General features: G+C 73.2%; 11 protein-coding genes. 6 read left to right on the top strand and 5 right to left on the bottom strand.

Features of this window, described 5'->3' with window-relative positions; all coding sequences use genetic code 11:
• Positions 1-25: 25 nt before the first annotated feature.
• The gene (locus tag R2B67_RS35055) at positions 26-2,419 is read left to right on the top strand and encodes an ATP-binding cassette domain-containing protein (RefSeq protein WP_317824623.1); all 2,394 of its coding nucleotides are present in this window, start codon (positions 26-28) and stop codon (positions 2,417-2,419) included.
• 98 nt (positions 2,420-2,517) lie between these two features.
• Here R2B67_RS35055 and R2B67_RS35060 read toward each other — a convergent pair whose 3' ends face one another.
• Positions 2,518-3,195 carry a TetR/AcrR family transcriptional regulator gene (locus tag R2B67_RS35060; RefSeq protein WP_317824624.1) on the bottom strand — a complete coding sequence of 226 codons (678 nt, stop codon included), beginning with the start codon at positions 3,193-3,195 and terminating at the stop codon, positions 2,518-2,520.
• 120 nt (positions 3,196-3,315) lie between these two features.
• On the opposite strand from R2B67_RS35060, the gene R2B67_RS35065 reads away from it, so the two are divergent.
• On the top strand, positions 3,316-4,242 hold the full coding sequence (locus R2B67_RS35065) for an SDR family oxidoreductase (protein WP_317824625.1): 927 nt from the start codon (positions 3,316-3,318) through the stop codon (positions 4,240-4,242).
• A gap of 19 nt (positions 4,243-4,261) precedes the next feature.
• Here R2B67_RS35065 and R2B67_RS35070 read toward each other — a convergent pair whose 3' ends face one another.
• Positions 4,262-4,714 (bottom strand): hypothetical protein, encoded by a 453-nt coding sequence (locus R2B67_RS35070; RefSeq protein WP_317824626.1) that lies wholly within the window; start codon positions 4,712-4,714, stop codon positions 4,262-4,264.
• A 274-nt stretch (positions 4,715-4,988) separates the two neighbouring features.
• On the opposite strand from R2B67_RS35070, the gene R2B67_RS35075 reads away from it, so the two are divergent.
• Complete coding sequence (locus tag R2B67_RS35075) at positions 4,989-7,298, top strand: serine/threonine-protein kinase (RefSeq protein WP_317824627.1); 2,310 nt, start codon at positions 4,989-4,991, stop codon at positions 7,296-7,298.
• A gap of 208 nt (positions 7,299-7,506) precedes the next feature.
• Positions 7,507-9,102 carry a phytoene desaturase family protein gene (locus tag R2B67_RS35080; RefSeq protein ID WP_317824628.1) on the top strand — a complete coding sequence of 532 codons (1,596 nt, stop codon included), beginning with the start codon at positions 7,507-7,509 and terminating at the stop codon, positions 9,100-9,102.
• A gap of 3 nt (positions 9,103-9,105) precedes the next feature.
• On the opposite strand, the gene R2B67_RS35085 is transcribed toward R2B67_RS35080, so the two are convergent.
• Together R2B67_RS35085 and R2B67_RS35090 are read right to left on the bottom strand one after the other, a co-directional pair.
• Positions 9,106-10,269: an SGNH/GDSL hydrolase family protein gene (locus R2B67_RS35085; protein ID WP_317824629.1), complete on the bottom strand. Its 1,164-nt coding sequence runs from the start codon at positions 10,267-10,269 to the stop codon at positions 9,106-9,108.
• Between the two features lie 226 nt (positions 10,270-10,495).
• A complete protein-coding gene (locus tag R2B67_RS35090) occupies positions 10,496-12,391 on the bottom strand; it encodes a serine hydrolase domain-containing protein (protein WP_317824630.1) in 1,896 nt (631 codons plus the stop codon).
• A gap of 222 nt (positions 12,392-12,613) precedes the next feature.
• Between R2B67_RS35090 and R2B67_RS35095 the strand changes: the two genes are divergently transcribed.
• Positions 12,614-13,723 (top strand): NAD(P)H-dependent flavin oxidoreductase, encoded by a 1,110-nt coding sequence (locus R2B67_RS35095; protein WP_317824631.1) that lies wholly within the window; start codon positions 12,614-12,616, stop codon positions 13,721-13,723.
• Positions 13,720-15,270 (top strand): acyl-CoA synthetase, encoded by a 1,551-nt coding sequence (locus R2B67_RS35100; RefSeq protein ID WP_317824632.1) that lies wholly within the window; start codon positions 13,720-13,722, stop codon positions 15,268-15,270. The genes R2B67_RS35095 and R2B67_RS35100 overlap by 4 nt, the downstream gene beginning before the upstream one ends.
• Positions 15,271-15,330: 60 nt before the next feature.
• On the opposite strand, the gene R2B67_RS35105 is transcribed toward R2B67_RS35100, so the two are convergent.
• Positions 15,331-17,757 (bottom strand): acylase, encoded by a 2,427-nt coding sequence (locus R2B67_RS35105; RefSeq protein ID WP_317824633.1) that lies wholly within the window; start codon positions 17,755-17,757, stop codon positions 15,331-15,333.
• Between the last annotated feature and the right edge of the window lie 138 nt (positions 17,758-17,895).

Here is a 17,895-nt window from a genome sequence, read left to right on the forward strand (position 1 = left end):
GCCCCGCGCGACAGATGGAGAGACGATGAGCAAGGCCGAGAGAACCGGATCGCGGTCGCCCGCGCAGCCGGTCGCCGACAGCCACGAAGTGATCCGTGTGCACGGGGCGCGCGAGAACAACCTCAAGGATGTCGACATCGAGATCCCCAAGCGCCGGCTGACGGTGTTCACCGGGGTCTCCGGCTCCGGCAAGAGTTCTCTGGTGTTCAACACGATCGCCGCGGAGTCGCAGCGGCTGATCAACGAGACCTACAGCGCCTTCGTCCAGGGCTTCATGCCGACGCAGGCGCGCCCCGAGGTCGACGTACTCGAAGGGCTGACCACGGCGATCATCGTCGACCAGCAGCGGCTGGGCGCCGACCCCCGCTCCACCGTCGGCACCGCCACCGACGCCAACGCGATGCTGCGCATCCTCTTCAGCCGGCTCGGCAAGCCCCACATCGGCTCGCCCAACGCGTTCTCCTTCAACGTCGCCTCGGTCACGGCCCGCGGCGCGATCACCGTCGAGCGGGGCGCCGCGACGAAGACGGAGAAGCAGACCTACACCCGTACCGGCGGCCTGTGCGTCCGCTGCGAGGGCCGGGGCACGGTCACCGACATCGACCTCACCCAGCTGTACGACGACACCAAGTCGATCGCCGAGGGCGCCTTCACCATCCCCGGCTGGAAGTCGGACAGCTGGTGGACCGTGCGGACCTACGCCGAGTCGGGCTTCCTCGACCCGGACAAGCCGATCCGCAGGTACACCAAGAAGGAGATGCAGGACTTCCTCTACCGGGAGCCGACCAAGGTGAAGGTCGAGGGCGTCAACCTCACCTTCGAAGGGCTGATCCCCAAGATCCAGAAGTCCTTCCTCTCCAAGGACAAGGAGGCGATGCAGCCGCACATCCGCGCCTTCGTGGAACGCGCGGTCACCTTCACCACCTGTCCGGAGTGCGAGGGCTCCCGGCTCAGCGAGAGCGCCCGGTCCTCGAAGATCAAGAAGATCTCCATCGCCGACGCCTGCGCGATGCAGATCAGCGACCTGGCCGACTGGGTGCGCAAGCTGGACGAGCCGTCGGTGGCGCCGCTGCTCACCGCACTGCTGGGGACCCTCGAATCGTTCGTGGAGATCGGCCTCGGCTACCTCTCGCTCGACCGGCCCTCGGGCACCCTGTCGGGCGGTGAGGCGCAGCGCGTCAAGATGATCCGCCACCTCGGGTCCAGCCTGACGGATGTGACGTACGTCTTCGACGAGCCGACCATCGGGTTGCACCCGCACGACATCCAGCGGATGAACGACCTGCTGCTGCGGCTGCGGGACAAGGGCAACACCGTGCTCGTCGTGGAGCACAAGCCGGAGGCGATCGCCATCGCCGACCATGTCGTCGACCTCGGCCCCGGGGCCGGCAGCGCGGGCGGCACCGTCTGCTTCGAAGGCACCGTGGAAGGGCTGCGGGCCGGCGGGACCCTCACCGGCCGCCACCTCGACGACCGGGCCGTCCTCAAGGAGCAGGTCCGCACACCCTCCGGCACGCTGGAGATCCGCGGCGCCTCCGCGCACAACCTGAGGGACGTCGATGTCGACATCCCGCTCGGGGTGCTCTGCGTGGTCACCGGGGTCGCGGGCTCCGGCAAGAGCTCCCTCATCCATGGGTCGATCCCGGCCGGGGAGGACGTGGTCTCGATCGACCAGACCGCGATCCGCGGTTCGCGGCGCAGCAACCCGGCCACGTACACCGGACTGCTCGACCCGATCCGCAAGGCCTTCGCCAAGGCCAACGGGGTGAAACCCGCCCTGTTCAGCGCCAACTCCGAGGGCGCCTGCCCCACCTGCAAGGGCGCCGGGGTCATCTACACCGACCTGGCGATGATGGCGGGCATCGCCACCGTCTGCGAGGAGTGCGAGGGCAAGCGGTTCGAGGCCTCGGTGCTCGACCACCACCTCGGCGGCCGCGACATCAGTGAGGTGCTCGCGATGTCGGTGGACGAGGCGGAGACGTTCTTCGCCGAGGGGGACGCCCGCACCCCCGCCGCGCACAAGATCCTCGCCCGGCTCTCGGACGTCGGGCTCGGCTACCTCAGCCTCGGCCAGCCGCTCACCACGCTCTCCGGCGGCGAGCGCCAGCGGCTGAAGCTCGCCACCCACATGGGCGAGAAGGGCGGTGTGTACGTCCTCGACGAGCCGACCACCGGTCTGCACCTGGCCGATGTGGAGCAGCTGCTCGGGCTGCTGGACCGGCTGGTGGAGTCGGGCAAGTCGGTGATCGTCATCGAGCACCACCAGGCGGTCATGGCACACGCCGACTGGATCATCGACCTGGGCCCCGGCGCCGGGCACGACGGCGGCCGGATCGTCTTCGAGGGCACTCCGGCCGATCTGGTCGCCGACCGCTCCACCCTCACGGGCGAGCACCTCGCGGCGTACGTGGGGGGCTGACGGGGAGCGTCCCGTACGTTGCGCGACTTGGTACGGGGCCGGGGGGTGTTCCCCCGGCCCCGGCCTCGTAGCGGCACATCACCGTCCGGGGGGCCGGGTCACCCCCGCGCCAGCACCCCCGCCAGCAGCACCTGCAGCATCTCGCGCAGCGTTGCGGTGAAGTCCAGGCGCAGCGCGGCCAGTTCGGGGTCGGCCTCATAGGCGGCCAGCATCGCCGCCGACGGCTGCGCATGGGTCCAGATCGCCCCCGTCACCAGCAGGGTTCCGGCAGCCACCCGGCCCGCGTGGTGGGCGTCCAGCTCGGGTACGCGCCACTCGATGAGGCGCCCCAGCTCCATCACGTTCGCGATGGCCGCGCGCTTGTACTCGGCCGCCACCTCCGCCGACACGTTCCGCTCCAGCACCGCGGCCTGGGCGCTGATGAGGTCGCAGAGCACCGGCCGGGCGGCGAGCGAGCCGGCCAGAACGACGGCCACCCGGTCCGCGCGCTCGGCGACCGGAGCCCCGTCGTCCACCTCCGCCGCGAACTCCTCCTCCAGGCCCGCCAGCCAATCGCGCTGCGCACTGCCCAGCAGCTCCAGCAGGACGGCCTCGCGCGATTCGAAGTAACGCAGCACGTTCGACTTCGCCAGCCCCACGCGGCGGCTCAGTTCGTTCAGGCTCACCTGCGCCACGGGCAGCTCGGTGAGCATCGTCGCCGCGGTGTCGAGGATCGCCTGCCGGCGTACGGCGCGCTGCTCCTCGCTGCGGGCGCGCCGGAAGGGCGTCTCTGTCATGCCACCAGACTACAGACCCTCGGTCTGTTGTTATCGGACCGGCGGTCTGCTAACTTCGGAGAGGTAAAAGACCGACGGTCCTTTGTCTTGAGGTCCGGTCTGCCGTCGAAGGAGCCCGCCATGTACACCGTGCCCGATCTGGCCGGAAAGCTCGCTGTCGTCACCGGCGCCAACAGCGGCACCGGAAAGGAGGCCGCCCGCCGCCTCGCCGGGGCCGGCGCCCATGTCGTCCTGGCCGTCCGCACCCCCGCCAAGGGCGAGCAGGCGCGCACCGAGATCCTGGCCGACCACCCCGGCGCCCGCGTCGAGGTCCGCCGCGTCGACCTCGCCGACCTGGCCTCCGTCGAGGCGTTCGCGGACGGGCTCATCGCCGACGGCACCCCGCTCGACCTGCTGCTCAACAACGCCGGAGTGATGGCCCCGCCCACCCGGATGACCACCGCCGACGGCTTCGAGCTCCAGTTCGGCAGCAACTACCTCGGGCCGTTCGCCCTCACCGTCCGCCTGCTCCCGCTGCTCCTGGCCGCCCCCGCGCCCCGGGTCGCCACCATGAGCAGCGGCACCGCTAACTACGGCCGGATCCACTTCGACGACCTCCAGTGGGAGCGCCGCCGTTACAGCCCGAACCTCAGCTACGCCCAGTCCAAGCTGGCCGACCTCATGCTGACCCGGCAGCTGGCGGACATCGCCGCCGAGCGCGGCTGGAACCTGCTCAGCACCGGCGCCCACCCCGGCTACACCCGCACCAACCTCCAGACGGCGGGCGCGAGTCTGGGGCGCGACAAGCCCAAGCGCTCCCTGCTCAACTCGTTCACCGTGCTGCCCTACCAGCTCCCCGAGCAGGGCGCGGAACCGCTGCTGTACGCGACGGCCGACCCGGGGGCCGTCCCCGGCGGCTACTACGGGCCGGGCGGCCGTTTCGGGCTCGTCGGCCCGACCGCTCCGGCCCGCATCACCCGCCGTGCCCTCGACCCCGCCGCGAACGCCCGGCTCTGGGCCACCGCCGAACGGCTGACGGGGGTCTCCCTGCCCGCCACCGTGTCCTGACCGGCGTCGCAAAACCCGCTCAGGACGGCGGCCGGTCCCGGTTGAGCCACGACGGGACCTCGGGAACATCCGCGTCCCACGCCCGCTCGGGTTCGGGTTCGGGCGGAGGCTGAACGGCGCGGCGCCGCACGGGCGGAGGCGGCTGCACCGGTTCCGGTTCCGGCTCGGGGACGGCCTGCGGCTCGGGCTCCGGCGCGGCGCTGTCGTAGAGCTCCTCCAGCACCGTGAACCGGCAGTGGAAGCTCTGCCACGCCCCGTCCAGGACCAGCACGAACCCGTCGCGCTCCCGGTAGAGCCGCCGGCGCTTCGGGCTGGCCGGATGCAGCGGCTTGTACACCTCGGCCCGCTGCCGCAGCGCTTCCAGCGCCTCCTCACGTGTACCGTCCACATGGTCCATGACGCCGGCCGACCAGACCCGGCGCTGGCCGCCGAGGCCGAGGTTCTGCTCCACCAGCAGCCCCCATCTGGGCATGAGTTCCCCCGTTCGTCGATCGCTCCACCGTGCCGCGACAGCCCCCTGCCGCGGAAGAACCCCGCGTCGCACCATTGTTCCTGATCTTGTTGCGCACCCATGCGCCACCCATGCGCCACCCGTGCGCCGCCCGTGCGCTGCCCATACGCCGCCCGTACGTCCCCGCCTTCTCCCGCCGAGCCGCGTGCCGACTCCGCCGGGAGGCCGCCATACTGGACGGGCCGGGGAGGGCGCAGCGGTAGCGGCGGGGAACGACGGGGGCGGGAAACGGCAGATGGCGGACACCAGGCTGATCCAGAGCCGGTACCGGCTGCTCGATCTGATCGGGCGCGGCGGCATGGGCGAGGTGTGGCGGGCGCGCGACGAGTCGCTGGGCCGTCTGGTCGCCGTCAAGTGCCTCAAGCCCATGGTCCCCCAGCACGACCAGGCCTCCACCCGCATCCTGCGCGAACGCTTCCGCCGCGAGGCCCGGGTCGCCGCCTCCCTCCAGCACCGAGGTGTCACCGTCGTCCACGACTTCGGCGAGCACGAAGGTGTCCTCTACCTCGTCATGGAGCTGCTGGAGGGGCACAACCTGAGCCAGCTCCTGGAGGAGAACCAGCAGCGCCCGCTCCCCGTCGACCATGTCGTCGACATCGCCGAGCAGGTCGCCGACGCGCTCGGCTACACCCACCGGCAGGGCATCGTCCACCGTGACCTGAAGCCCGCCAACATCATGCGGCTGACCGACGGCACGGTGAAGATCTGCGACTTCGGCATAGCGCGCCTCGGCCACGACATCAACGTCACCTCCCGCCTCACCACCACCGGCATCGCCATGGGCACCCCGCACTACATGTCGCCCGAGCAGATCGGCGGGAAGGAGGTCGACCACCGCAGCGACCTCTACTCGCTGGGCTGTGTGCTGTACGAGATCGCCACCGGCGTACCGCCGTTCGACCTGGACGACGCCTGGGCCGTACTCGTCGGGCACCGCGACACCCAGCCCGAGCCGTTGCGCACCCACCGCGCCGAACTCCCCGGCTTCTTCGACCGCGTCGTCCTCGACCTGCTGGCCAAGGCCCCCGACGAGCGGCCCGCCGACGCGGGCGACCTGCGCCGCCGCATCACGCTCGGCCGCAGCGGCGAGCACGAGACGCTGGGGCCCGCCCCGTCGCCGCCGGCCCTCTCCGGCACGTACCGGACCCCGGAACCCGCCGTCCGTCGCCCGGCCCCCGAACTGCCCGCCTGGACGCGGAACATGAAGCCCGGGCACCCGGCCGCCGGCTCCCTGAAGAGGGGGCCCGGCCTCCCCGACCCCGCTGCGGGACTCACCGGCCGGTGGACCACCGCGCGTGCCACCACCGTCACGCCACCCGGCACCGACAGCTCCACCGCCGCCACGCCCCCCGGCACCGACAGCTCCACCGGTGTGCCGCCCGCCCGCCCCGCCCCCACGCCCGAACTGCTCGCCGCGCTCGCCGGCCGCCACAGCTCGGGCATCGACCTGGGCCGCCTGGGCCGCTGGGAGGAGGCGGGCGACGTGCACCGCGCGGTCGCCGCCCAGCGCGAGAGCGTCCTCGGCCCGGACCACCCGGACACCCTCGCCAGCCGTCACGAGATCGGCCTCACCCTCAGCCGCACCGGCCGGGCCGCCGACGCGCTGCGCGAGTTCGGCCAGGTCGCCGCGGGCCGCGAACGCACCCTGGGCCCCGACCACCCGCAGACCCTCGCCGCCCGGCAGGAGACCGCTCACGTCCTCGGGCAGCTCGGCCGCCACTTCGAGAGCCATCAGGTGTACGCGGCGGTCCTCGCCGCCCGTGAGCGGTCCATGGGCCCCGACCACCCGGAGACCCTGCGCTGCCGCCACCACCTCGCCCTCAACCTCAGCCGCCTCGGCCGGCCCGAGGAGTCGTGGCAGTTGGCCCGTCAGGTGGCCGACGACCGGGCCCGGCTGCTCGGCGCGACCCACCCCGACACGCTCGCCACCCGGTACGAGGTCGCCTACACCCTCGGTCGGCTGGGGCGCTGGGCGGAAGCCCTGGAGAGCTACCAGGACGTCGCCCGGGCCCGCGCCGCCACTCTCGGCCCCGACCACCCCGGCACCCTCGCCGCCCGCTACGAGGCGGGCATCAGCCTCGGCCGGCTCGGCCGCAGCGCGGAGGCCCTGGAGCTCTTCCGGGCCCTGGTCGCCGACCGTACGCGGGTGGGCGGCCCGTCCGACGCCGAGACCCTGCGCGCCCGCCACGGTCTGGGCGTCAACCTGGGCCGGATGGGCCACTGGGAGGAGGCGGTCACCGAGGCGCGCGAGGTGTGCGCGATCCGGGAGACCACCCTCGGCCCCGACCACCCGGACACCGTGCTCAGCCGCCGCGAGGTCGCCGTCGCCCTGGGCTGGCTCGGCCGGTGGGCCGAGGCCCTCGTCGCGTACCGGGAGGTCGCCGAGGCGCGCGGCCGGGGCCTCGGCCCGGACCACCCGGAGACCCTGGCCGCCCGCCACGACGAGGCGCACTGCCTGGACCGGCTCGGGCGGAAGAAGGAGTCCGCCGAATTGTTCCGCACCCTCGCCGCCCACCGGGCCCAGAACGCGCTGCCGCCGCACTGACCACGGCCCCGACCGGCCCGACCACGGCCCCGACCGGCCCGACCACGGCCCCGACCGGCCCGACCACGGCCCCGGGCCTGCCTGCCTGATCATGGCCCCGGCCTGCCTGACCACGGCTCCGGCCTGCGGCGACGGGCCCGGGACCCCGGCCGGGCGCGGCCGTGCGGTCCCTCTGGCCGGGACGCGGTTCCCCGTGTTACGAAGGTGCATGCCCGCACCTGAGCCGTCCGCACCCCAGCCGTCCGAACCCCACCAGCCGCCCGCGCCCGCCCGGGACCGCTACGACGCCGTGATCGTGGGCGGCGGCCACAACGGTCTGGTCGCCGCCGCCTACCTCGCCCGTGCCGGACAGTCCGTCCTTGTCCTGGAACGCCTGGACACCACCGGGGGAGCGGCCGTCTCGACCCGGCCCTTCGCGGGCGTCGACGCCCGCCTCTCGCGCTACTCCTACCTGGTCTCGCTGCTGCCGCAGAAGATCGTCCGCGATCTCGGCCTCGACTTCGCCGTACGCAAGCGGACCGTGTCCTCGTACACCCCGGCGGTGCGCGACGGACGCCCCACCGGACTCCTCGTCGGCGGCGACCGGACGCGGGAGTCGTTCGCCGCGCTGACCGGGGGAGAGCGGGAGTACGAGGCGTGGCAGCGCTTCTACGCCATGACGCAGCGCGTCGCCGAACGGGTCTTCCCCACCCTCACCGAGCCGCTGCCCGCACGGGATGCGCTGCGGGCCCGGATCGACGACGCGGAGGCCTGGCGGACCCTGTTCGAGGAGCCCATCGGGGTGGCCGTCGAGCGGAACTTCACCGACGACCTGGTACGCGGCGTGGTGCTGACCGACGCCCTGATCGGCACCTTCGCCGACGCCCACGACCCCTCGCTGCTCCAGAACCGGTGCTTCCTCTACCACGTGATCGGCGGCGGAACCGGCGACTGGGACGTCCCCGTCGGCGGCATGGGCGCCCTCACCGACGCCCTCGCCCGTGCTGCCCGTGCGGCGGGCGCCGAGATCCGCGTACGGCACGAGGCGACCCGGATCGAGACCGACGGCACCCACGCCGAGGTCACCGTCCGCACCCCCGACGGCGAACAGGTCATCGCCGCCCGCCGGGTGCTGGTCAACGCCTCCCCGCAGGCGCTCGCCGCCCTCCTCGGACAGACCCCGCCGGAGCCTGCCGAGGGCGCCCAGCTCAAGGTGAACATGCTGCTCACCCGGCTGCCGAAACTCCGCGACCGGTCAGTGGACCCCCGGCAGGCCTTCGCCGGTACGTTCCACATCGCCGAGGGGTACGGGCAGTTGGCCGACGCCTACCGGGACGCGGCGGCCGGACGGCTGCCCGCCGCCCCGCCGTCGGAGATCTACTGCCATTCGCTGACCGACCCCTCGATCCTCGGCCCCGACCTCGCCGCGCGCGGCTACCAGACCCTCACCCTCTTCGGCCTCCACACCCCGGCCCGCCTCTTCGCCGCCGACAACGAGGCGGCCCGCGCCGCCCTGCTGAAGGCCACCCTCGCTGAGCTGGACGCCCACCTGGAGGAGCCGATCACCGACTGCCTGGCCCTCGACGGGAACGGGGAACCCTGTATCGAGGCCAAGACCCCCCTCGACCTCGAACGCGATCTGCGGCTGCCCGGCGGCCACATCTTCCACCGCGACCTCTCCTTCCCGTACGAGAGCGAGACCACCGGGCCGTGGGGCGTGGAGACCGCCCATGCCAACGTCCTGCTCTGCGGTGCGGGCGCGGTGCGCGGTGGCGGGGTCAGCGGGGTCCCCGGCCACAACGCGGCGATGGCGGCGCTGAGTTAGTCCTCATCTCAGGTGCCGGCGTTCGACGGCGGCGGCGATGGCGGTGTGGCCCGCGGGCCCGGGGTGCAGGCCGTCGCCGCTGTCGTACGCCGGCAGCAGCCGGGAGGGGCGGTCCGGGTCGCGGAGCGCGGCGTCGACATCGACGACGGCGTCGAAGATCTGCCCGGCGCGCACGGCCTCGTTGACCTGCTCGCGCACCGCGTCCTGCTCCGGCGTCCAGCGCGTCCACCCCTCGAACGGGGCGATGGTGGCGCCCACCACCCGCAGCCCGGCGGACCGCGCGCGCAGGGCCAGTTGGCGGTAGGCGGCCACCAGCCGCGACGGGTCGCGCTCGGCGGGCACATGGAAAAGGTCGTTGACGCCCAGGTGGACCAGGACCGTCCGCAACCCCGGCAGCGACAGCACGTCCCGGTCGAAGCGGGCCTGGCCGCCGGGCCCGTACGGGGCGCTGTCGAGCAGCAGCCGGTTGCCGCTGACGCCGAGGTTGGCGACGGCGGAGCCGGGCAGTCTGCGGGCCAGTTGGTCGGGCCAGCGGAGGTCCGCGTCGTCGGGTGTGCCGGAGCCCTCCGCGATGGAGTCGCCCAGCACGGCGAGGACCGGGCCGCGCGCCCCGGTCGTCTCGACCCCGGTCAGGAGGAGGACGGACCGGGTGCGGATGCCGTCGACGGTGTGCCAGGCGTGGGTGTTGCGGTGGAAGGAGAGCGGACCGGTGGGGCCCGGGAGCCGCGTCTCGACGGTCAGCAGGGCCCCGTCCTCCACCCGGAGGCCTTCCACCCGGTCGCTGGTGAGGGTCGCGCCCGCCGCCAGCCACCCTTGCGGCCGTCCGCCGAAGGTGACCGGCCGGCCGTCGGCGGTCACCGGACCCACCAGCACCGGCGCGGTCCCGAAGGCGTGTGCGTACCGCAGCCGGACCTGCCCGCCTGCCGAGAGCCGCAGCCGGGCGGTGCAGAGCCCGTCGGTGAGACCGGCGGCCGCGAGCGGGTCGGCCGCCGTGGGCGCGGTCTGCGCGGTGGCCCAGGAGGTGGTCCACGGGGTGGCCGAGGACGCGCGGTCGGACACAGGGTGCGTGGCCGCCCGGGCGTCCGGGGCGGTGAGGGCCGTCGTGACCCCGGCCGCCGCCGCGTACAGCAGACCCCGCCGCGCCGGCACGGGAACCCGGCCGCTCACCGGGAGGCCTGCCGGGGAGAGGGGGCGGTGCCCGCCGGAATGCTGCTCATGGGGTGTGCCTCCTGGGGTCGGCCCTGGGGGACGCGCACGTCGGGCGGCACCTGGGCCGCGCTCCGGACGGGGCCCGGCGACGTCCAACAGCCCCTGGGCGGAACGGTGCCGCCATTCTGTCGGCAGCCGGCGGCGCGCGACAGCCCATTACACAGCGCGCCGCCCGCCCCGCCGCTCAGTCGGCCGACAGCACCCAGCCCGTCGCCCCGATCCGCCCCGCGTCCCGGGGCCGCTCGGAGTCGAAGACCGTGGCGTGGCCGTCCCGCACCCGCAGGGAGTCCACGTACGCGCCGCGCCCCACGTACAGCTGGTCCGTGGTGTACCGCCACCGCAGCTGGACGCCCTTGCCGCGCCAGGGCGACAGGTCCGCCTCCAGCCGGTGCCACACCCGCCCCGACCAGCCGGAGACCCAGCCCTCCGGGTGCGGGCGCGGGTCCGGGCGGTGGTGGCCGGGGCCCGGGCCCACCGTGGTGAACGGCACCGGCTGCCACCCCCCGCCCGCCGACACCTCCAGCACCAGCCGGTCGGCGCCGGGTTCGGTGTCCCACCACAGGGCGCACTCCAGCCGGGAGCGTGCGGAGGCCAGGCGCAGGACGGGCAGGGTGAGCGTGGCGGTCGACGCGCCCGCCATCCCGGAGAACCAGGCGGTCCGCCCCCGCTCCGGCCGGACCGGGACGGCCCGGGCCAGCTGGTTGGCGGTCGCCACCCGGGGCGCGCTGCCCGAGCGCCAGCTCCGTACCGGATGGACCGAGTTGCCCAGCACGATCAGGAACGTGTCGGTCGACGGGTCGAGCACCAGGCTGGTCCCGGTGAACCCGGTGTGGCCCGCCGAGCGCGGGGTGGCCATCGCGCCCATGTACCAGTGCTGATAGAGCTCGAAGCCGAGGCCGTGCTCGTCGCCGGGGAACGCGGTGTTGAAGTCGGTGAAGAGGAGGTCGACGGAGTCCTCGGAGAGGATGCGGGAGCGGCCGTAGACCCCGCCGTTGAGCAGTGTGCGGGCGAGGACCGCCAGGTCCCAGGCGCAGGAGAACACCCCGGCGTGACCGGCCACCCCGTCGAAGCTGTAGGCGTTCTCGTCGTGCACCTCGCCCCAGACCAGACCGCGTTCCAGACCGGACCACGGCAGCCGGGCGTCCTCGGTGGCCGCGATCTTCGGCTTCCAGGAGGCGGGCGGGTTGTAGCGCGTGCGGTGCATCCCGAGCGGAGCGGTGATCTCGTCGCGGAGCAGGGCATCCAGAGTGCGGCCGGTGATCCGTTCCAGGATCAGTTGCAGCGAGATCAGGTTCAGGTCGGAGTAGAGGTAGGCGCTGCCGGGGGTGGACGCCGGGACCTCGTTCCACAGCATCCGGAGCTTCCCCTCGCGGGTCGGCTCCTGGTAGAGCGGGATCCAGGACCGGAATCCCGAGGTGTGCGTGAGCAGCTGACGGACCGTGATGGCCTGCTTGCCGCCGCCCGCGAAGTCCGGGAGGTACGAGGCCACGGTGGCCTCCAGCTCCAGCGCCCCGCGCTCGATCTGCTGCACCGCCAGGATCGACGTGAACAGCTTGGAGATCGAGGCCAGGTCGAAGACGGTGTCCTCGGCCATCGCGATCTGCTGATCCGCCGGGAACTCCACCCCGGTGTCCGCGCTCTCGTCGTACGCCGCGTAGCGCACCGCCTGGCCGATCGGCCGGTGCAGCGCCACCGTGCCGCCCCGCCCGGCGAGCAGCACCGCGCCCGCGTACCAGGGGTGCTTGGGGGAGTCGGCGAGGTACGCCTCCGCCTCCCGGACGAGCTGGTCCAGCGGCCCCTGGAGCAGCCCCGCGCGGGCCGCGCTGCCGCGCCGCAGTGTGGGCCGGTGCCCGGGCCGGTGCGCCCCTGATCCCATGCTCGCTCCCGCGTCCGCCGTCACCGGGCCGCTGCCCGGCGCGCCCCGTTCGGCCGCCCCGGCCAGGGGGATCGGCGCCAGGGCGAGTGCGCCGCCCAGTGCCAGTATCCCGCCGCCGAGGCGCCGGCGGCCGATGCCGCTCCCGGTGCCCTGCGGAAGCCCGCCTGCCGCCGTGTCCCCGTTCTCCGCCGCGTACCCGGTCATCCGCAACCCCTTCCCGTGCCCGGAGCCGGCCCCGAGGGCTGAGCCCGCGAGCGCCCCGGCGCGAAAGTAACTTCCGAAATCTCGCCGAGCAGTGAAAGTTCCTGCCGCCGCAGAGATTACTGTCGCCCCCGCCGTCCCGTACGCCTCCGGGCCCGCAAAGAATCTGACACTGCATCAGAAAATCTCTTCCCTCGTCCGTCCGGCTGCGGCATCCTGCCGCCCATGGAGACGGAGCTGAGCAGAGAACTGGGCATCGAGCACGCCATCTTCGGCTTCACGCCGTTCCCCGCCGTCGCGGCCGCCATCAGCAGAGCCGGGGGTTTCGGCGTGCTCGGCGCGGTCCGCTACACCGACCCGCAGGAGCTGGCCCGCGACCTCGACCGGCTGGACAAGCTCGCCGACGGCAGGCCGTACGGCCTCGATGTCGTCATGCCGGCCAAGAAGGTCGAAGGAGTCACCGAGGCCGACGTCGAGGCGATGATCCCGGACGCGCACCGGGGGTTCGTCCAGGACCTCCTCACCCGCTACGGCGTGCCCGAACTCGCCGAGGGGGAGGCGTCCGGCTGGCGCATCACCGGCTGGATGGAGGAGGTCGCCCGCAACCAGCTGGACGTGGCCTTCGACCACCCCATCAAGCTCCTGGCCAACGCCCTCGGCTCCCCGCCCGCCGACGTCATCGAGCGTGCCCACGCCCACGGGGTCCTCGTCGCCGCCCTCGCCGGAAGCGCCGAACACGCCCGCCGGCACGCGGCGGCGGGCATCGACGTCGTCGTCGCCCAGGGGTACGAGGCGGGCGGCCACACCGGCGAGATCGGCTCGATGGTGCTCGTCCCGGAAGTCGTGGAGGCCGTCGCCCCGCTGCCCGTGCTCGCCGCCGGAGGCATCGGCAGCGGCGACCAGGCCGCCGCCGGGCTCGCCCTCGGCGCCCAGGGCGTCTGGCTCGGCTCCCTCTGGCTCACCACCGAGGAGGCCGACCTCCACTCGGCCGCCCTCACCCGCAAGCTCCTCGCCGCGGGCTCCGGCGACACCGTCCGCTCCCGCGCCCTGACGGGCAAGCCCGCACGCCAGCTCCGTACCGCATGGACGGACGCCTGGGACGACCCGGCCGGACCCGGCACGCTGCCCATGCCGCTCCAGGGGCTGCTGGTCGCGGAGGCCGTCTCCCGGATCCAGAAGTACGAGGTCGGGGAGCTGCTCGGCACCCCCGTCGGGCAGATCGTCGGCCGGATGACCAGTGAACGCAGCGTCCAGGCGGTCGTCGACGACCTGACGCGCGGCTTCGAACGGGCCGTCACCCGCATCAACCGCATCGCCGGAAGGAGCGCCACGTGAACCAGCCGCCCAACGGCTTCTGGGCCCAGGCCGCAGCCGATCCCGACCGCACCGTGCTCGTCGCGCCCGGCGGTGAGGAGTGGAGCGCGGGGAGGCTGCACGCCGACGTCAACCGCATGGTCCACGGGCTGCGGGCGGCCGGGATGAGCGAGGGCGACGCGTTCGCCGTCGTCCTGCCCAACGGGACCGAGCTGCTCACCGCCCACCTCGCCGCCTCCCAGGCCGGCTTCTACCTGGTGCCGGTCAACCACCACCTCGTCGGCCCCGAGATCGCCTGGATCGTCGCCGACTCGGGCGCCCGCGTCCTCATCACCCACGAACGCTTCGCGGCCGCCGCGACCGCCGCCGCCGACGAGGCCGGACTCCCGGAGAGCCACCGCTACGCCGTGGGCACCGTCCCCGGCTGCCGCCCGTACGCCGACCTGCTCGACGGCCACCCCGCCACCCCGCCCGAGAACCGCACGCTCGGCTGGGTCATGAACTACACCTCGGGCACCACCGGCCGCCCGCGCGGCATCCGCCGCCCCCTGCCCGGCAAGCTCCCGGAGGAGACGTACCTCGGCGGCTTCCTCGGCATCTTCGGCATCCGACCGTTCGACGACAACGTCCACCTGGTCTGCTCGCCGCTCTACCACACGGCAGTGCTCCAATTCGCGAGCGCCGCTCTCCATATAGGACACCCGCTCGTTCTGATGGACGGCTGGTCGCCCGATGGGATGCTCCGCCTCATCGACACCCACCGCTGCACCCACACGCACATGGTCCCGACCCAGTTCCACCGGCTGCTCGCGCTGCCCGACGAGGTGAAGGCCCGTTACGACGTCTCCTCGATGCGCCACGCCATCCACGGGGCCGCGCCCTGCCCCGGCCATGTGAAACGCGCCATGATCGACTGGTGGGGGAGCTGCGTCGAGGAGTACTACGCGGCCAGCGAGGGCGGTGGTGCGTTCGCCACCGCCGAGGACTGGCTGAAGAAGCCCGGTACTGTCGGCAAGGCCTGGCCGATCAGCGAACTCGCCGTCTTCGACGACGACGGAAACCGGCTGCCGGCGGGTCAACTTGGCACGGTCTACATGAAGATGAGCACCGGTGGCTTCAGCTATCACAAGGACGAGACCAAGACCCGAAAGAATCGGATCGGTGACTTCTTCACCGTCGGCGACCTCGGTGTGCTGGACGCGGACGGCTATCTCTTCCTCCGCGACCGCAAGATCGACATGATCATCGCGGGTGGCGTGAACATCTACCCCGCCGAGATCGAGTCCGCCCTCCTCACCCACCCCGCCGTCGCGGACGCCGCCGCCTTCGGTATCCCGCACGCCGACCGGGGCGAGGAGGTCAAGGCCGTCGTCGAACCGGCCGAGGGGTACGAGCCCGGGGACGCGCTCGCCGCCGAGATCCTCGCCCACTGCGAGGAGCGGCTCGCCGGCTACAAACGCCCCCGTTCCGTCGACTTCATCGCCGCGATGCCACGCGACCCCAACGGCAAGCTCTACAAGCGGCGGCTGAGGGAACCCTACTGGGAGGGGCACCCACGCCCCCTGTAGAACGCCGGGTCCGCGAGCGACACCCCCTCGCGGACCCGGCTCAACTCCCCTCTGCGTCTTCTACCGCCGCTCGTGCACCCGCACCACCTTCAGCTGCGGCGAGCGGGCGATGTCCTTCTCGCAGAACCGGGACGTCACCCAGCGCTCACCCGAGAACAGCCGCGTCTGGTCGCTGTAGTGCGGCGAGTTCGGGTTCGAGGACTGCGAGTACGTGAGCAGCGTCCGGGCCACCGGGCACCGGCTCTTGTCCCAGCCGACCGCCTGGATGTAGCTGGACCCGGCCGACACCCCGGCGTAGCCGCCCGCCGCCGGGTTCCACACCGGCTCGATCTTGTTCCAGATGCCGAGCGACTCCGTACCGCCGCCGACCGGGATGCGCTTCCCGTTCCGTACGACGAACTGGTGCTCACCCAAAGGCGCGTTGAGCGCGATGCCCGCCGACTTGAGCTCTGTCACCGTGTCGGCCAGTGCCTTGCCCACGCCGGGCGCGGCGGTGTTCAGGCCGCGCGGGGTACGGACCGGATCGGCCGCGTCGAACGGCACCTTCCACAGCTCCGTCCCAGGCACGGTGGAAGCCGCCTTGCGCCAGAACCGGTCGAAGAGCAGCGCGCCCCGGCTGTCGCTGTCCACGCTCCGGTCCCACCGGCGCAGCACGGGGCAGGCCGCCGACACGTCGACCGGCGTACCGTCGCTGCCCACGGCGGTCCCGCCGGGCAGGGCGGCACACCACTTCGCCACGTCGGCCGCGACCAGGTCCCCGGTCGGCGCCCGGTTGGCGAGCTGCTGGCGCTCCAGGTCCGTGACGCGCAGCCGCCCGCGCTCCGCCATCGCCGCGACATCCTCGATCGCGCCCCGGGTCCGGATGGACCGCTGGGTGGCGGTGGTGCCGAAGACCCGCTCGTAACCGGTCAGCGGCCGCTCGGCGTTGGTCAGCCAGGCGCTGTCGTTGGAGTTCTCGACGTACGGGGTGTTCTTCAGCGTCGGCATCCGGCCCGGCCCGAAGATCCCCGGCTGCACCGCGTCCCGGTCGCTGCCGAGCGCGCACGCCTGCTTCGACCCGTCCAGCACCGCGAGCCCGGCCGACGGGTAGGTGGCCTGGCCCAGCGGGGTCGAGCAGCGTGCCGCCAGCTCGTCCGTGATCCTCGGGAGCACCTGCGACTGGGAGAAGAAGGAGTTCCCCGACCGGTCGGCGGCGATCGTGTTCACCCAGGGCAGCCCCTGGGAACGGTGGAGCGCCCGCTGGATCCCGGCGGTGGAGCGCGCCTTGCTGAAGCCGAGCGAGGTGTCGGCGCTGCGCAGGTTCACCGCGTTCGGGTCGTTCAGCGCGTACGCGGTGCTCGCTGTCCAGGGCAGCGGCAGCGCCGCCCCCAGCGAGGTGACCACCGGGCCGTACCGGGTCCACCACTGGGTCCGGGTCACCGGGGCGGCGTCCTTCACCGGCACGGTAACCGTGCGCTGCGTCATCCGCTGCGGCTTCCCGTCCACCAGATAGACCGTGGGATCGGCCGGATCCAGGGTCAGCTGATGGAGGTTGAGCGTGACGCCCGTCGCCACCGTGTGGCTCCATGCCACGTCCGCGTTGTGCCCGATCGAGACCGTCGTCGAGCCGAGCAGGGACCCGCCCGCCACGTTCAGCTCGCCCGGGATCGTCTGCTGCGACTGCCAGAAGCGGCGGCCGCCGTCCCACGGGTAGTGCGGGTTGCCGAGGAGCAGCCCGCGCCCGTTCGCCGTGGTGGACCCCCGGAAGGCGACCGCGTTGGAGCCCATGTCGGCGTGTCGAGTCGAGAGGAGGCGCCGGGCCGCCGCTGCCGCCTCCTTGGGGGTGACCCCGGCGGCGGGCGGTGCGGCCGTCGGGGGCTGGGCGGCGGTGATGCCGTCGATGCCGCGCCCCTGGCCGCCGAGCACTGCCAGGGCGAAGCCCCGTACCGCCACGTCCAGCGCGGTGACCGGCCGCACCCAGGAGGCGCCCCGGCAGGCGGGATCGGTGATGCGGTCGCGGTTCTGCCGGAGCCAGGCGTTGTACCCGGCGGCGAAGCCGCGCATCGACTCCTTGGCGTCCAGGCTCGGACCCGCGGGGGCCGGGACCTTCAGCAGCTTCTCCACGGTGCCGCTGTCCCGGACGCCCCGGAAATACAGATCGCTGGAGAGGTTCTTCGCCGCCGAGGAGAGGGAGAAGTCCGGAGCGGCGTCCGGGCCGAAGAACTTCGACCGCTCGCCGCGTACCGTGACGAACCCGTCCGCCAGCGTGCACACCTGGTCGGCGGCCTGCGCCCAGCCGGTGCCGAAGCCCAGGTTCGCGTAGTCCTTCGCCACGATGTGCGGAATGCCGTACTCCGTGTACCGGACGGTGGCGGAGAGGTCGCCGCCCGACGGATGCCGGGCCTCCGGCGTCGCTCCGGAGGCGGCGGCCGGCGGCAGCGACGCCGACACGGTGAACAGGGCGAGGCCGGAGACCGCGAACAGTCTGAGGCGGTTACGGAAGGTCAAGGGTGTTCCTCCCAACAAGGCGGGTGACGAAGGAGGTTGCCCGAGAACCCGCCGGGCAGCCACGCGCCACTCAGCCAGGGCGCCGCGCCCCCTGTCAACCGTCTGGTCGGTATCCAGCCGCGCCCCGACACCCCCGGC

It is taken from the genome of Streptomyces cyaneofuscatus, assembly GCF_033109485.1.
GTDB classification, from domain to species: Bacteria; Actinomycetota; Actinomycetes; order Streptomycetales; family Streptomycetaceae; genus Streptomyces; species Streptomyces cyaneofuscatus.